Here is a 16,362-nt window from a genome sequence, read left to right as displayed (position 1 = left end):
ACAGCTCGAAAAAATAATAACCGCAGTAATTAGATACTGCGGTTAAAGGTGAAAGGATTAAACGACCGGTTCGTCCGTGCGTTTTTTCTTCTCTTTAAATGTAACAAGAACGCCTTTCTTTTTCAATTCCTTCTGTTTCCATTCCACCCAAAGCGGTGTGGCAATGAAAACGGAAGAATACGTACCCACCAAAAGGCCGATTGTTAACGCAACGGCAAAAGAACGAATCGATTCATTGCCGAAAATCATCATGGCAACAACAGAAAGGACAACCATTAATACGGTATTAATGGAACGGCCCAGGGTTTGGCGTAAACTCACGTTGGCAATTTCAATAATTTCCTCTTTCGTTTTGATTTTTCTCCGTTTCTGCATATTTTCCCGCATCCGGTCAAAGGTAACGATCGTATCATTGATCGCATAACCGACAACGGTCAATAATGCCGCAATAAAGGTTAAATCTACCTCCATCCTTGTAATGCTGAAGAATGGAATAATGAAGAATGATGCATAAAGCAAAGCGATTACCGCGGCAACCGCCATTGGCAGTTCAAATCTGAAGGCAACGAAAATAATTAAACCAAGGCATGTAATCAAAAGTCCTTTAAGAGCATTTTTAGCAATTTCTTTTCCGACCGCTGGTGTCACATTGCTGACGTTCGTATCTGCTCCCCATTCCTTGTTAAAATGTGCTTTAATTTCAGCAACCTTCGTTTTGGATAAAAATTCTTCTTTGTCCCCTTTGAAGCGTGCCACCCCGATATTTTGCTTATCTCCGGAAATGACAATGTCATCTGTTACCAGATCCAGCTTCTTCAACTCAGCGGCGACTTCCTCTTTTGTGATCGACTCATTGGCCAAAATTTCTACCCGGGATCCACTGGTAAAGTCTATCGCTAAATTCAATTTCAAGACGGCCAGTAAGATAATTCCGAGTACGAGTAATGCCGCAGAAGCAGTAAGGAATTTTTTCCGCGGTTTAATAAAATCAAAGCGGTCAAATTTAGTTGAAAGGTCAAGCGTATCGATATTTTCTTTCAAATCATGGATGGCTGATTTTTTCACACCGAACCAGAAAGGTTTATCAAATAAACCGCTGTTGACAAATAAACCTAAAAGCCAGCGGGACAAATATACGTTTGTAAAGAAGCTTCCTAATGTCCCAATGATCAATCCTGTAGCAAACCCTTTTACCGAGCTTGTTCCATAAAAGAACAGAACAACAGCCGCTAATAGGAGTGTCATATTGGCATCGGTAACTGTTGAAAATGAATTCGTATTTCCCGCTTTAAAGGCGGATTTAATCGATCGCCCAACTCTTATTTCTTCTTTAATCCGTTCTGCGGTGATAATATTGGCATCAACTGCCGTACCAACCCCGAGAATCAATGCCGCGATCCCCGGCAGCGTCAAGACGACATTCATCCAGTCGAAGATGAGAACCGTTAAAAATAAATAAACGACTAACGTAATGGTGGCAACAAAACCAGGCAAACGATAGTAAAAAATCATAAAGAGGAAAATGGCGGCAATACCAATAATCCCGGCGAAAATCGTTTGCTGCATCGCATGCTCACCGAATTGCGCACCGACGGAAGTTGAATAGATTTCATTTAGTTTTACAGGAAGAGCACCTGCATCTAATATGTCGGCAAGATTAGCCGCTTCTTCGATTGTAAAATTGCCGACAATCGATACGGTATCTTGAGTAAAGACTTCTTTTACAGTTGGAGCCGAAATAAATTTTGGCTTTTCCTTCGCGACTTCATTCTTGAAGGAATCTTTTCCTTCTTCATAGTCTAGCCAAATAACAAGGTAGTTGTTAGGTGCCATACTTACAATTTCCCGGCTGACATCCTCAAATTTCTTGGCACTTTTCAGTTTTAAGGAAACACTTGGATTTCCATTTTGATCGAAGGTTTGCTTTGCCCCGCCTTCCGCCAGGTCAGCACCATCCATCATCAGGCGGTCGTTCGCATCACGAAATGTAAGGTTGGCTTCCGTTGAAAGAATTTCTCTTGCCTGATCCTGGTCTTTCACCCCGGCCAGCTGTACGCGGATCCGGTTATTGCCCTCAATATCAATCTTTGGCTCACTGACACCAAGAACGTCAATACGGCGGTTTAAAGCTTGGACCGTACTGGTCATGACCTCATGATCAATTTTCTGTCCTTTTTTAGCCGGTTGTACTTCATAAAGCACCTCAAAGCCGCCTTGAAGGTCCAGACCTAATTTGATATTACCCAGTATATCTTTTCCTGTTGTCCCAATTAAACCTCCCATCAGGATCATAAAGAGCACAAAGGTAACAATTCGACTTTTTTTCACCATTATGTAAAGCTCCTCCCTAAATCAAAAGCAATAAATAAGAACATAGCAAACTGCCCTGCAAGCTTAAACATCCAGAGTTCGGCAGGCATTATTCTTATTCTGGAAAAATTTGAAATATCCTTCGAGTCAATATTTACATTATGAAACTTTTTATTCTCACTGTCAATTTTGTTCACAAAAACAAAAAAGGTTTGGATATATTATCCTAACCCTTAAACTAAATTCAGTATGATTATTTAAGAAGTTCCAAACGTTCTTCCTCATTTTCCAGTGAAAAATCCGCTGTTTTTAATGCCTCAATGGCAGCAAAGTTCATGTATTCTCCTACTTTAAGAGCAAGAATTTGCTGCACCATTTCATGCAGCTTTAGCGGCTCTGCCGCTTTACGCCATTTTTTCCTTCGCAAATATTCCCAAATATCATCTTCAGTTACATTATCGTAACCGATAAGGAAAAATTCCTCCTGCTTACTTCTCAAAGCCGGGCTGACCTCGATCTTGATTCGATCATATTCATGGCTGCCTTCCATTTAGCCGCCTCCCCTTTTTCTTGTCATGCTTCATCCATGTACAAGCATATAGATAATTGTAAATGATATTACCTTTTTTGAGAAGGCAGGGAATGCAATGTCGAAGTTTTTAAAAGGGACGATAATTTTATTAGCAGCAGGACTTATAACACGTGTACTAGGATTTATTAACCGCATTGTGATTGCCCGTTTTATCGGGGAAGAAGGGGTCGGATTGTATATGATGGCCGTGCCGACCTTTATTCTTGCCATTACCATCACCCAAATCGGGCTGCCTGTAGCCATCTCAAAAAATGTCGCAGAAGCTGAGGCAGCAGGTGATACAGGCAAAATAAAAAAAATACTCGTCGTTTCATTAGCCACGACGATTACTTTATCGATTATTTTCACGCCCATATTGCTTTTCGTTGCACCGCTCTTGGCTGAGACGCTATTAACCGATTCAAGAACATTAATGCCCCTTTTAGCCGTGGCTCCGGTGGTGCCGATCGTCGCCATTTCGTCTGTGATCAGGGGCTACTTTCAGGGCAGACAGAACATGAAACCTGCGGCATTATCACAGTTAATGGAACAAGTTGTCCGGATTGCCCTGATTGCCCTCTTAACAAAAATGTTTTTGCCTTACGGGATTGAATACGCCGCTGCGGGGGCGATGGCTGCATCGGTTGTTGGCGAACTGGCCTCGCTCCTCTATCTCCTAACTACTTTTAAACTGAAAAAAAAATTCCGTGTCAGAAGGCAATTTTTCAGTTTCGTTAAATCAGGCAAACAAACATTTAAAGAATTAATGAGTATTGCTATGCCTACAACAGGGAGCAGACTAATCGGTAACCTTGCCTGGTTTTTTGAGCCGATAGTCGTCGCACACAGCCTGGCAATAGCCGGTGTGGCAACGATTGAAGCAACGAAGCAATACGGAGCCCTGACAGGCTTTGCCCTGCCGCTGTTAATGCTCCCTTCTTTCGTCACTCAGTCATTAGCCACGGCTCTCGTTCCTGCCATCAGCGAAGCCAATGCGCAGAATAATCAGGGTCTGATCGAATACCGGCTGCAGCAGGCATTAAGATTGTCCCTCTTGACCGGAGGATTGGCTGTCATCATTCTCTTTGTCCTGTCTCATCCCTTAATGCTGGTCATGTACGGCTCGGCCAGCGGGGCAGGGTTTATTCAATTGATGGCCCCTTTTTTTATTTTATTTTATTTTCAGGCACCGCTTCAGGCAACTCTGCAGGCACTTAATTTAGCAAGAGCGGCCATGATTAACAGCCTGATAGGTGCTCTTGCGAAAACCGCCGTCATTTTTGTACTGGCCAGCCAGCCGGCTTTTGGAATCTATGGAGTAGCAATGGGACTTCTTGTTGGATTTGTTCTTGTCACTTTGCTCCATTTTGCCACCATTTTGAAAAAGATTTCATTTACTTTTTATATTCGTGATTATGTAAAAACCTTTCTCATTATGGCTCTATCCGGCTGGACAGGCTCTTGGTTTTTCCTTCATTTCCCGCTCCAAACCGGATTAGCACTGAAGGTATTGCTTGTGACCATTGTCATCAGTATCCTCTACTTTTTCATGCTTCTGCTTTTAGGTTTGCTGCATAAAGAAGAACTAAACCGCATTCCATGGATCGGAAAACCATTAGCAAAACTGACCTTCCGCTGAATCTAAAGCAGCCGGGCCTCCCGGACTGCTTTCCTTATTCCTTGTGAAACGTATCAATATAGAACTGGTTATTTTGGTAGCTGCAAAAAGAAATATTATGGATATCCTTTTGATCAAAACCCTTTTTCTGCAATTCTTTTCTTAACCAGTCCTCTGTTTTTTGGATTCTTTCTAAATGATCTTGTTGAATGATACCATCTATAATGAGCGGCAGTGTTATATCTCCGTCCTTATTGCTGTTCTCTCTTTCAAAAACAGATAATTTTCCAGAGGGCTCGAGAATGGCAAATTCTACATCTGAAATGTTCCGTACGTCTTTTTCACGTAATTGCTGCAGTAAGTCATCAAAATTATAACGCTGTTTTTTCATCGCTTCTTCGTCAATCTCGCCTTTATTAATGATAATCGTTGGTGAACCGTCTATGAGATCCCGGAACTTTTTGCTTTTGAGCGACAGCCGAGCCATACCAATCTGGATGATCATTAATAAAAAAATCGGCACAACGGCAGCCGCCAGGGAAAAATCCTTTTCATCTATCGCCATCACAGCCATTTCAGCAATCATGATATTTACCACTAAATCAAATACACTGAGTTCACCAATTTCTCTTTTTCCCATTAAACGAAAGACAAATAATATCACAAAATATAATAATAACGTTCTTAAGATCATTGTCCAAATATCGTTCATGGTCTTTTCCCCCCTTCTTCCTCAACAAGTTTATTCTGTGCTGTAAAGTTAAAAACATGATAAGAAAAATCACTTCTATTTCGGACATTTCCTGAATAAGCATGTACAAAGTAAAAGGGTTGAAATTTCTATTCGGCCTGAAGTAACTTAAAAGGGGATGGGTATCATAGAAGAATCAAAAAATTTAGCCAGTGCGATACTATTTGGAACGTTAACCATCTTTATCTTCCTTATATCATGCAGTATTATTTTTTCTATATTATTAAGATTTACATCGCTGCAGGAGTCATCCATCCAATGGTTAGTAACGGCCATTTCATTTATAGCGATATTTACCGGGGGCTTTATTTCAGGAGGAAGAGGAAAGGAAAAAGGGTGGCTGCTCGGAGGGATGACAGGGTTTATCTATTCGCTTATTATTTTTCTATTTCAATTTCTCGGCTTAAACAGCCTCTTTGACTTTGAACAAATCATTTATCATATTTGCTATATTTTAATTGCCATGATGGGGGGCATATTAGGGGTCAACCTGGGAGGAAGCTCACGGTCAGCAGTCTAGTGTAATGGAACAGGAAACCGCTTATAACCATTCTGATATATAAAAAATAGGAAGCTAATAGCGCTTCCTATTTTTTATATATCATGAAAATTATTGCGCAGATTCTACTACTTCGCGGACTGCGTTTCTGTCATATGTGAGACGGCTTCCATCACCGCATTTAACGACGATTTTACCTTCATCAACAGAATCAACAATCCCATGAAGACCGCCGATCGTTACGATCTTGTCACCCTTCTTTAATTCGTTCTGCATTTGTGAAACAGCTTTTTGTCTCTTCTGCTGCGGGCGAATTAATAAGAAATAAAATAGGACAAACATTAAAATAATGGGTCCTAAAGTTGTTAACATCTCCATTATTTTCCCTCCTTTCGAAATCTATTTAAAAGTTTTTCGCATTCGGCTTATTAAACCCATATTCTTCAAAAAACTCTTCTCTAAAGTCCCCAAGACGATCTTCTCTTATCGCTTGTCTGACTTGCTCCATTAATTTTAACAGAAAATATAGGTTATGATAAGAAGTAAGCCTTATTCCGAAAGTTTCGTCACAACGAATCAGGTGGCGGATATAAGCACGGCTGTAATTGCGGCATGTATAGCAGTCGCATTTCTCATCGATTGGTCCAAAATCTCGGGCATATTTCGCGTTTTTCACAACAAGCCGGCCGCTTGATGTCATTAAGGTGCCATTTCTGGCAATGCGGGTCGGCAGAACGCAGTCAAACATATCAATTCCGCGGATGGCTCCATCCACTAATGAATCTGGAGAACCTACTCCCATTAAATAGCGCGGTTTATTTGCCGGCAGCAGCGGTGTCGTATACTCCAGCATGGCGTTCATTACATCTTTTGGTTCACCGACCGAAAGACCGCCAATCGCATAGCCCGGAAAATCAAGCGACACTAAATCTTTAGCGCTCCGCTTCCGCAATTCTTCATATCCTCCGCCTTGAACAATCCCGAATAACCCTTGTTCATTCGGCCGTTGATGGGCTTTTAAGCATCTTTCCGCCCAACGGGATGTTCGATCCACTGATTTCAGCATATAGTCATATTCGGCCGGGTATGGAGGACATTCATCAAATGCCATCATAATATCAGAGCCAAGAGCATTTTGAATCTCCATCGCTTTTTCAGGCGAGAGAAACAGTTTGTCTCCATTCAAATGATTGCGGAAATGAACCCCTTCTTCTTCAATTTTGCGGAACTCACTTAAACTAAACACCTGAAAGCCCCCGGAATCCGTCAATATCGGACGATCCCAGTTCATAAACGAATGCAGGCCCCCTGCTTCTTTGACAATATCATGTCCCGGACGGAGCCATAAATGATAGGTGTTGCTTAAGATAATCCCGGCTCCCATTTCCTTCAGCTCTTCCGGAGACATCGTTTTAACCGTTGCCAAAGTACCGACAGGCATAAATGCCGGCGTTTCAAAGGAGCCGTGCGGTGTATGAACACGGCCTAATCTGGCACCTGTCTGCTTACAAGTTTTAATTAATTCATAGGTTACGGCTGTCAATGAAAATTTCTCCTTCTTGTCTTAATCTTTTAAAAAATTTGCTTAAATAATGAGCATCGCATCGCCGAAGCTAAAGAAACGATATTTTTCGCCCACAGCGGTCTCATATGCATGAAGGACCGATTCCCTGCCCGCTAAGGAGCTGACCAGCATAATCAGCGTTGATTTGGGCAAATGAAAATTTGTAATCATGCCATCAATCGCCTTAAACTCGTATCCCGGATAAATAAAGATATCCGTCCAGCCGCTCATTTCCTTAAAATGACCGCTGCACGCGGATGCTATCGTTTCAAGTGTCCGGGTCGAAGTCGTGCCAACAGAAATAATCCTTCCGCCTTTTTCTCTTGTCTCATTCAACATATGCGCAGTGCCGGCTGTCATTTGATAAAATTCCGAGTGCATTTCGTGCTTGTCAATATCATCGACACTGACAGGGCGGAATGTTCCTAAACCGACATGAAGGGTAATAAAAGCAATGCTAATTCCGGCTTCTTTTATTTCCTGCAGCAATTCTTCGGTAAAATGCAGCCCTGCCGTCGGCGCAGCAGCAGAGCCGCGCTCCCTGGCATAAACAGTCTGATAGCGTTCCTTATCCTCCAGCTGCTCCTTAATATACGGCGGCAGCGGCATTTCGCCAAGCTTGTCAAGCACTTCATAGAAAATACCCTCATATTGAAAATCGAAAATCCGACCGCCATGCTCTAATTCCTCCGTACAAACGGCCGCTAACAGCCCATTGCCGAAATGGATTTTCGTTCCCTTTTTTATCCGCTTCGCCGGCTTCACCAAGGTTTCCCATGTATCGCCCTCCATTTGTTTCAACAGCAGCACTTCAATTTTTGCTCCCGTATCTTCTTTTTCGCCAAACAACCGGGCCGGAAGCACCTTGGTATCATTCAGGACAAGGCAGTCACCCGGCTGTATATAGGTTCTAATATTTTTAAAAATATCATGCTCAATCTGACCGGTCTTTTTCCGCAGCACCATCAGCCTGCTGCTTGAACGGTCTGCCAGCGGCGTTTGCGCAATCAGTTCATCTGGTAAGTGAAAATCAAATAAATCTACTTTCATGCTGTTTGTCACCCAATCTATTAACGAAATTTCCCAATAAAATAAAAAATCAAAGATAGCACAATACTTAAAATAATCGACGTCATAATCGGAAAATAAAAGGTTGCATTCCCTTTTTTAATGACAATATCCCCTGGCAGCTTGCCAATATGGATAAATTGCATAAGAAAACCAATAATAAAAAGGACAGCACCGACGATCATAAGCAATTTGGCCATTCCCGTCACTTCCCAGGCACCTCCCGCCCTAAATGACGATAGGCAAGGTCCGTAACGATTCTGCCTCTTGGTGTCCGCTGTAAAAAACCAATTTGCAGCAAATAGGGTTCATAGACATCTTCAATCGTAGCAGCTTCTTCACCAATAGTAGCCGCTATCGTTTCCAGCCCTGCCGGACCGCCGCGAAAACGATCGATGATCGCTATTAGTAATTTATGGTCAATATGGTCTAATCCTAAACGGTCTACCTGCAAAAGCTCAAGGGATTTACGGGCTATCTCCATATCAATAAACCCATTTCCCCGCACCTGAGCAAAATCCCGCACTCTTTTTAACAGCCTGTTGGCAATCCGCGGTGTCCCGCGGGAACGCCCGGCTATTTCGACTGCAGCAGATTGGTCGATTTCCGTTTCCAATACATCAGAAGTCCGGATCACAATCTCCTCTAGCTGCTCCTTCGTATAGTATTCCAGGCGGCAATGCACACCAAAACGATCGCGTAATGGAGCAGATAAAGCCCCTGCTCTGGTGGTTGCACCTACTAAAGTAAATGGAGGCAAATCAAGGCGGATGGAACGGGCACTCGGACCTTTTCCGATCACAATATCAAGACAAAAATCTTCCATTGCCGGATACAGCACTTCCTCTATCGCACGAGGCAAACGGTGAATTTCATCAATAAACAATACATCACCCGGTTGTAAAGATGATAAAATCGCCGCCAGGTCACCCGTTCGTTCGATAGCGGGCCCGGCTGTTGTCCTGATATGGACGTTCATTTCATTTGCAATGATAGAAGCCAGGGTTGTTTTCCCCAGGCCCGGCGGACCGTAGAGCAGCACATGATCCAGTGTTTCCTGACGGAGCTTAGCTGCTTCAATAAAGACAGACAGATTTTCCTTCACTTTATCCTGTCCGATATATTGCTGCAATCTCTGCGGACGGAGACTGGATTCAAATGATAACTCGCCTATATCGGCCTCACTTGAAATAATACGTTCTTCCATTCATTTTCACCTCCGGCTAATCAAGCAAATTTTTACGCTCGAAGCAGCAATTGGAGCCCTTTGCGAATGTATTGATCCGTTGTCATTTCTTCTCTGCTTAACTCTGCTGAGATTTTTTTAATTTCCTTTTCAGAGTAACCAAGGGCTTTTAATGCCAGAATCGCTTCTTCGAATTCTGCGTGCTGACGAGGGTTACCTGCTTCCAATTCCGGATGAAATAAATCAGGGAAAAAGTCCGGCAGCACATCCGGCAGCTTCCCTTTTAAATCGAGAATCATTTGCCGTGCCGTTTTTTTGCCCACACCCGGGAATTTTACAAGGAACGCTTCATCCTCGTTTTCGATGGCCTGTACCACTTGCTGCGGTTCTCCGTAAGCTAGAATCGCCAATGCCCCTTTAGGACCAATCCCCGATACATTTAACAGCTTTAGAAACAGCATTTTTTCTTCCCGTGATTGAAAACCGTATAAAGCAAGAATATCTTCTCTGACATATGTATAGGTATAGATCGTGATCTCCTGCCCAAATTGCTTCGTATAGCTGAATGGATTTGGCGTAGCAACTTGATAGCCAATTCCATTATTTTCAATGACAATATATTCAGGTCCAATATATTGAACCGTTCCCTTTATAAACTCATACAATATCCTCTCTCCCTTAATCGCTGTACATCATTTTATCATACAATACATTGCCGAATAAGGGAAATGTTACAATTATCTTATTATTCCTAACCTTCCTTAATAGAAAGGCTCTATTAAAATTGGTTGTTGATTTCCGTTCCAGGCACTTCGCTTTCCGCGGGCGACCGCCGAGCCTCCTCGCCACTTCGTGCCTGCGGGGTCTCGTCTGTCTCGCTGTTCCCGCAGGACATTGAATAAGCTTCCTCGAATCCGCCCACGCACGATGAAAATGCGCAGCATTTTCGGAGGAGTCTTCGTGCCTTCCACTCCAATCAACAAGGGAATAAATATCAACATTGACATTTAAACAAACAGAAAAAAAGAACCTGACACAAGGTTCTTTATCGCGCTTCCATTTCCTCCAACGTATATGATTTAAAGGTCTCTAATACTTTAACATACCGGTCCTTTGTTTTAATTGGGATACCTTTTAATAATTCCTCTCTTTTTCTGCTTTCCAATTTCCCGACATCAATTTGGAAGAACGAATGAATAATATTTGATTTATACGGTCTGCCATTAAAGATAGTCAGAATGCCGTCCTCCGTAACACCAAAATATCCGTTCGTTTTTAATAAGGGTGAAATATCATCGACTTTTTTTTGAAAAACCATTCTATCATTCTCCATACCGACAAATTGCCATTCATCGAATTTAGCCCAAAAGTTTTCATAACTGTAAATCGTCTCTCTGACTGCTTCTTCGCTGATTTCCCCGTCTAAGTATTCACATTTTAACATGACATCTAGTTCTACCGGCAGCTTTTGACCTTCTTTTACGAAACCTCTCGTATATCCTTTCTCTATTCCATCCGCTAGAGAAAATCCGGCAAGATTGATCACCCATACAACTACAAATAAAGGTATCACCCGAAATAATAGATTGTATTGCATAGATAATCACCTCTTTTCTAAAAATTATTTCATAGCTTTCAGGATCTAGCTCATTCATATTTTCACCTTATCATTCTTATTTATCCTTACAATTTCTCGTAAAATGAAAACTTCTAATTTCTTCCGATAAAATGGCTGAATCAAAAAAACAGCATATCCCAAAAGATATGCTGCTGTATAAAATGAAAGAATTTATTGACCACGCTGGTTCAGCAAACGGATTAATTTTTCAATGTCCGTATTCATTTGTTCCCTGCTAACGCCATTTTTTAAGTCATTGTCCATTGCTTTCAGGGCATTAAAACGGCTTTCATTTGTTACATAATAAACCGTCCTGCCATCAACATGGCGCTGTACTGCCTGTTGGATATTTTTCTTTGTTTCCTCGGCAAGATTTCCATTAGCCAACTGGACACCGATGATGACATTTTTCCCATAAACGATCGTTCGGGCATCCTTTACATTTTGCACCCCCATAACCGCGGTTGTGACTCTTTCAGCAAATTTCCCTTCATAGCCTTCATAATAGCTTTGACGCTGTATCCTATCTGCATTACTTAAATGACCATGATAGTTGATGTCACTCCGCCCGATTAAAGGCTTTACACTTCGTTGATTATTCCGATTGTCCACTGGGGCCAACGAGTTTGATTCTGAATCTGAATTACTGGATCGCATCACTCTTCGGTTATTTTCGCTCTCTTTCCCCAACGTATGATCCAACATTTCAACTGCCGGTCCATCGTTATCAGAACCTTCCAAAATAATCGCATTGCCACCGTTGTTTTCATGATTTTCGTTTGAATAATAACCGATTGGCATCGTTCTGTCAGTTCGTTTATCCTGCAAAGCGGTTTCATCATTTGTGTTGCAGCCTGTAAGAGCAATCACTAACGCAGCGAATATCGATGACTTTTTCAAAAACTGCCGCAAATCTTATTACCCCTCTCTCCATATAATAAGCATGCAGCCTTCTCTTGATGATGGTTCCTATTGGTACAATCGCTCATGAAAAAGGGTTCCATGCTCATTATTAAGTTGTGAGGCAGTCGCAATTTTCATTCTGTCAATAAACCCCATCCATTATTTCAGCGTTCTGGCTAATTGCTGAATAAATAAGCTTCTGTATTCATATTTGTCCATGGTTAATGCCATTACCGGACGAACATGATGTGGATCATGATACTTCCGTTCTCGAATCATGCGGTTCCATTCACGAAAGATATCCGTTGGAAAAGCGAGCGCATAGAGGAAAAAGCTTTCCTTTAAAAAGGGGCGAAATTGTCTATGACTCTTCAATGTATCCATACTCCAACTGAATAAGGGAAGAATCCGATTAGCATATTGTAAATAATCATTCACCGCCGGTCCAATGCTGATTAAATCAAAATCAATTAAAAACAAATCGTTATTCGCCGTGCGCAAAAAATTATGGCAGGCTGTATCCCCATGTAAAATCACATTTTGATATTGAGTAAAGGATTCCCAATGCTGCAGTAAACCATTTAAAGACCAATTGGCCCAGAAATACAAATCACGAATGACATCCCGGGGTAAAAAAAAGGAAAGGAGCCGCTCATTTTCTTTAAACTGCTTAAATCTTGCCAGCCATTTATCTTTTAATGTAAAGGCCGACAAATAGGACTGATAGTTGTCCACAAGTTTTGTTGTGGCTTGATGAAAAGTCGTTAAAAGCTCTAAGCCTTCCCGGCATTGCTGCTTCGTATCATAATAGAACGGCTGATTTCCCGGTTCTATATATTCCAAACAGCCATAATACCGATTATCAAAATATAATGGCTCTTTGGAAAAGGAAAGGAATTCGTAGGTTTGCCAAAATCCCTCTTTTTTCAGTGAACGGGTAAAACTCTCTTGTATTTTTAAGGAACGAAGGGATGGAAATCCTTTTAGAATCATTTTCCCTTCCGCTTTTTTAACTTCATAAACATGGCTTCTAATATGAATAACCTCTTCAATTTTATCTGGGAGCGATTTTCTTAAAAAGAAGAGGAGACGATTTTGGCTGCTATCGTCTCCTCCTTTTTTAACTATCAAATTCACCATCTTCTTCAAATTCGGGTCTAAATGGGTCTCCCCATGGCTGGTATCCTGATTGGAATCCCGGCTGGAACCCTGGCTGGTATCCCGGCTGAAATCCCGGCTGGTAGCCCGGCTGAAACCCTGGCTGGTAGCCCGGCTGAAACCCTGGCTGGTATCCCGGCTGAAACCCTGGCTGATAGCCCGGCTGGAACCCTGGCTGATAGCCCGGCTGGAACCCTGGCTGATAGCCCGGCTGAAACCCTGGCTGATAGCCCGGCTGGAATCCTGGCTGATAGCCCGGCTGGAACCCTGGCTGGTAGCCCGGCTGGAACCCTGGCTGGTATTCTGGCTGGAATCCTGGCTGGAATCCTGGCTGGAATCCTGGCTGCATTCCAAATCCTTCTGGATATCCTCCGGTTTTTGGACCGCCGCAGCCACAGTCCTTTTTCATCGGCTGATAGGCAGGCATCTGCTGCATGGGCATATTAGGCTGCAGATTCGCCATTGGCGGCTGTTCAAATTGATCAGATACTCCCTGAACATGCGATTCAACAGGAGCCCCCATCCCTGGAAAATATGGCATGCCTGGGGCGGCGTGTTGTGCTGCAAAATATGGCATTGAGTCACCTGGTCCTTGAATTGGATTCACTTGCGGCATAATTTCTGAAGATTCATCGTACATAGTTGGATATTCTGCACCTGGCATCATACTTTGATGCATTGGCATCGTTTGATGAATCGGCATGGATTGCTCTATTGGCATTTCATGACCCATTGGCATCGTGTGAGTCATTGGGAATCCCTGATTTATCGGCATTTCCTGGTTCATCGGCATCGTTTGGCTCATTGGAAATCCTTGATTCACGAGATTTTGCTGCGGTGCCGTCTGCACTCCTTGCACCTGTGGATATGCCATCGCTTGCGGATAACACGGATCTTGTGCGTATGGCTGCATCATTGGATAACATGGATCCTGTGCATAAGGCTGGATCATCGGATAACATGGATCGAAACAAGGGTTAAAAGCGGGCATCATTGGATACATAGGCGGGCACTCCTCTCCTATTGGTTCTTGTACTGGCATTTCCGGTAGTGGCGAAATATTTACTGGCTCTGGAAGCGGCAGATTTTCTGGGAACTTTTGTGCTGGAAGTGGAATTGGGGCTAGAGGCGGAACATTTATAGGTTCATTGTGATGTACATTTGTTAAGTAATAATTATTGATATCAGGCACCTTTGGCATTTTTGGAACATGTGGCTTTTTTGGTTTTGCCTTCTTTGACGGTATATTTTCCATTGGCGGTATATTTGCTTTTGGCGGTATGTTTGCCTTTGACGGTATATTCGCCTTTGGCGGTATGTTTGCCTTTGGCGGTATATTCGCCTTTGGCGGTATATTCGCCTTTGGCGGTATATTCGCCTTTGGCGGTATATTTGCCTTTGACGGTATATTTGCCTTCGGCGGTATATTTGCCTTTGACGGTATATTTTCCATTTGTGGTATGTTCGCCTTTGGTGGTACCATTTCTGTTGGAATTTCTTTTGGAATTTCTTTTGGAATTTCTTTTTTATATTCTTTCTTCGGCATTTCCTTTTTTGAACCCATGTTGATTTTGGTTCCGGTTCCCCCAATTGGAGCTTCTTTCTTTATACCGCCGCCTGTTGGGACTTTTATTTTCATGCCGGGCATAATCATATCAGGGTTACTAAGCTGAGAATTCATTTTTTTCAGCTCTTCAAAATTTACGCCGTACTTCTTGGCGATCTTCCAAAGAGTATCCCCTTTCTGTACGATATGGATCTTCACTCTGATTTCCCCTCCTATGCGTAAGTCCATACATTCTATGTTGAAATGGGCAAATTGCTAACAGACTTCATAAAAACTTATGCTTTATTTTGCTTAAATATGTTTAAGGCTCCATGCAATCCGAATTTTACAATGGAATTCACCATGAACATTCAGCGGGTTAAGAGTCCATGGCAGGCAGACCGTTTAACAAAAAAGGCAGACGATTAAATCTCTTCAATCATCTGCCTTTTGCTGCAATTATTTGGTTTGCAGCATTCTGTCTAAAGCTAGTTTAGCTTTTTCAGCAACACCTTTATCTACTTCAATAATATTATGGATTTCTCCTTGTTCAATGGAATCCAGACACCAAGCAAGGTGCGGAAGATCAATACGGTTCATTGTCATGCATGAACACATATATGGATTTAATGAAATGATCTGACGATCAGGATATCTCTTAATAATCCGGTTTACTAAGTTTTGCTCCGTACCAATGGCCCAAGAGGTTTGGGGATCAGATTCCTCAATCTTCTTGATGATGTAGTTCGTTGAACCAGCCATGTCGCTCAACGCCACTACTTCACGGCTGCATTCCGGATGAACAATAATCTTCATCTTAGGATATTTTTCCCTTACACTACGAACATTTTCTACGGTAAAGTTTTCATGAACGCCGCAATGACCTTTCCATAAAATAACCTTTACTTTTTCTACAGGCCCATCGAATATAAGTTTATGCTGAATCGGATCCCATACAGCCATTGCATCCAATGGAATACCAAGATTGAAAGCAGTATTTCGGCCTAAATGCTGGTCTGGAAGAAATAATAATCTTTCCTTTTGCTCAAAAGCCCATGATACCATTTTCTCAGCATTAGAAGAAGTCACTGTTGCACCGCCGTGTTCTCCGACAAATGCTTTAATTGCTGCAGTTGAATTGATATAGGTTAATGGCAGAATCGTATCCCCAAAGGTTTCCGTCAATTCCTTCCAGGCTCTTTCGGTCTGATGAATATCAGCCATATCTGCCATGGAACAGCCGGCACGCATATCCGGCAGAATCACTTTTTGCTCATCCGTTGTGAGAATATCAGCTGTTTCTGCCATAAAGTGAACACCGCAGAAAACAATATATTCCGCATCACGATTCTTTGCCGAAAGCTGAGCCAATACTAAGGAATCGCCTGTTGCATCAGCAAATTGAATGACCTCATCTCTTTGGTAATGATGTCCTGGAATAAATAATTTGCTCCCTAATCTTTCCTTAGCTTCTCTTACTTTATTTTCTAATTCTTCATTTGACATTTGATTATATTTTTCAGGTATTAATGTTTTATTTACAGTCTGAAAAATGGACATATACCCCTCA

General features: G+C 42.2%; 16 protein-coding genes. 2 read left to right on the top strand and 14 right to left on the bottom strand.

What is annotated here, in order from left to right:
• Positions 1–57: 57 nt before the first annotated feature.
• The gene (gene secDF, locus HNR53_RS12420; protein WP_184526394.1) at positions 58–2,331 is read right to left on the bottom strand and encodes a protein translocase subunit SecDF; all 2,274 of its coding nucleotides are present in this window, start codon (positions 2,329–2,331) and stop codon (positions 58–60) included.
• Positions 2,332–2,563: 232 nt separating this feature from the next.
• Positions 2,564–2,860 (bottom strand): post-transcriptional regulator, encoded by a 297-nt coding sequence (locus HNR53_RS12415; protein ID WP_184526392.1) that lies wholly within the window; start codon positions 2,858–2,860, stop codon positions 2,564–2,566.
• Positions 2,861–2,957: 97 nt separating this feature from the next.
• Between HNR53_RS12415 and spoVB the strand changes: the two genes are divergently transcribed.
• Positions 2,958–4,520: a stage V sporulation protein B gene (gene spoVB, locus HNR53_RS12410; protein ID WP_184526390.1), complete on the top strand. Its 1,563-nt coding sequence runs from the start codon at positions 2,958–2,960 to the stop codon at positions 4,518–4,520.
• A 34-nt stretch (positions 4,521–4,554) separates the two neighbouring features.
• Here spoVB and HNR53_RS12405 read toward each other — a convergent pair whose 3' ends face one another.
• Positions 4,555–5,211 (bottom strand): DUF421 domain-containing protein, encoded by a 657-nt coding sequence (locus tag HNR53_RS12405; protein WP_184526387.1) that lies wholly within the window; start codon positions 5,209–5,211, stop codon positions 4,555–4,557.
• A gap of 157 nt (positions 5,212–5,368) precedes the next feature.
• Between HNR53_RS12405 and HNR53_RS12400 the strand changes: the two genes are divergently transcribed.
• Positions 5,369–5,770 (top strand): TIGR04086 family membrane protein, encoded by a 402-nt coding sequence (locus HNR53_RS12400; RefSeq protein WP_184526385.1) that lies wholly within the window; start codon positions 5,369–5,371, stop codon positions 5,768–5,770.
• Between the two features lie 90 nt (positions 5,771–5,860).
• Here HNR53_RS12400 and yajC read toward each other — a convergent pair whose 3' ends face one another.
• The 11 genes from yajC to nadA all read right to left on the bottom strand — a co-directional run bounded on the left by yajC (position 5,861) and on the right by nadA (position 16,352).
• On the bottom strand, positions 5,861–6,127 hold the full coding sequence (gene yajC / locus HNR53_RS12395; protein WP_184526383.1) for a preprotein translocase subunit YajC: 267 nt from the start codon (positions 6,125–6,127) through the stop codon (positions 5,861–5,863).
• Positions 6,128–6,152: 25 nt separating this feature from the next.
• Entirely contained in the window at positions 6,153–7,292 is a 1,140-nt protein-coding gene (tgt, locus tag HNR53_RS12390; RefSeq protein WP_184526381.1) for a tRNA guanosine(34) transglycosylase Tgt, read from the bottom strand.
• A 42-nt stretch (positions 7,293–7,334) separates the two neighbouring features.
• Entirely contained in the window at positions 7,335–8,363 is a 1,029-nt protein-coding gene (gene queA, locus HNR53_RS12385) for a tRNA preQ1(34) S-adenosylmethionine ribosyltransferase-isomerase QueA (protein ID WP_184526379.1), read from the bottom strand.
• A gap of 20 nt (positions 8,364–8,383) precedes the next feature.
• Entirely contained in the window at positions 8,384–8,581 is a 198-nt protein-coding gene (locus HNR53_RS12380; RefSeq protein ID WP_221452318.1) for a DUF2905 domain-containing protein, read from the bottom strand.
• A gap of 5 nt (positions 8,582–8,586) precedes the next feature.
• On the bottom strand, positions 8,587–9,588 hold the full coding sequence (ruvB, locus tag HNR53_RS12375) for a Holliday junction branch migration DNA helicase RuvB (protein ID WP_184526374.1): 1,002 nt from the start codon (positions 9,586–9,588) through the stop codon (positions 8,587–8,589).
• Positions 9,589–9,620: 32 nt separating this feature from the next.
• On the bottom strand, positions 9,621–10,232 hold the full coding sequence (ruvA, locus tag HNR53_RS12370) for a Holliday junction branch migration protein RuvA (RefSeq protein ID WP_184526372.1): 612 nt from the start codon (positions 10,230–10,232) through the stop codon (positions 9,621–9,623).
• A 380-nt stretch (positions 10,233–10,612) separates the two neighbouring features.
• Positions 10,613–11,164 carry a BofC C-terminal domain-containing protein gene (locus HNR53_RS12365; protein ID WP_184526370.1) on the bottom strand — a complete coding sequence of 184 codons (552 nt, stop codon included), beginning with the start codon at positions 11,162–11,164 and terminating at the stop codon, positions 10,613–10,615.
• Positions 11,165–11,356: 192 nt separating this feature from the next.
• Positions 11,357–12,097, bottom strand: a complete 741-nt coding sequence (locus HNR53_RS12360; protein ID WP_184526368.1) for a YhcN/YlaJ family sporulation lipoprotein — start codon at positions 12,095–12,097, stop codon at positions 11,357–11,359.
• Between the two features lie 150 nt (positions 12,098–12,247).
• Entirely contained in the window at positions 12,248–13,219 is a 972-nt protein-coding gene (locus HNR53_RS12355) for a phosphotransferase (protein ID WP_184526366.1), read from the bottom strand.
• Complete coding sequence (gene safA, locus HNR53_RS12350; RefSeq protein ID WP_184526364.1) at positions 13,209–15,011, bottom strand: SafA/ExsA family spore coat assembly protein; 1,803 nt, start codon at positions 15,009–15,011, stop codon at positions 13,209–13,211. The genes HNR53_RS12355 and safA overlap by 11 nt, the downstream gene beginning before the upstream one ends.
• A 240-nt stretch (positions 15,012–15,251) precedes the next feature.
• Positions 15,252–16,352, bottom strand: coding sequence for a quinolinate synthase NadA (gene nadA / locus HNR53_RS12345; protein WP_184526362.1), 1,101 nt, complete (start codon positions 16,350–16,352; stop codon positions 15,252–15,254).
• Between the last annotated feature and the right edge of the window lie 10 nt (positions 16,353–16,362).

The organism is Bacillus benzoevorans (genome assembly GCF_014207535.1).
GTDB lineage: Bacteria > Bacillota > Bacilli > Bacillales > Cytobacillaceae > Bacillus_BD > Bacillus_BD benzoevorans.
This window is presented reverse-complemented; position numbering and strand designations above follow the sequence as displayed.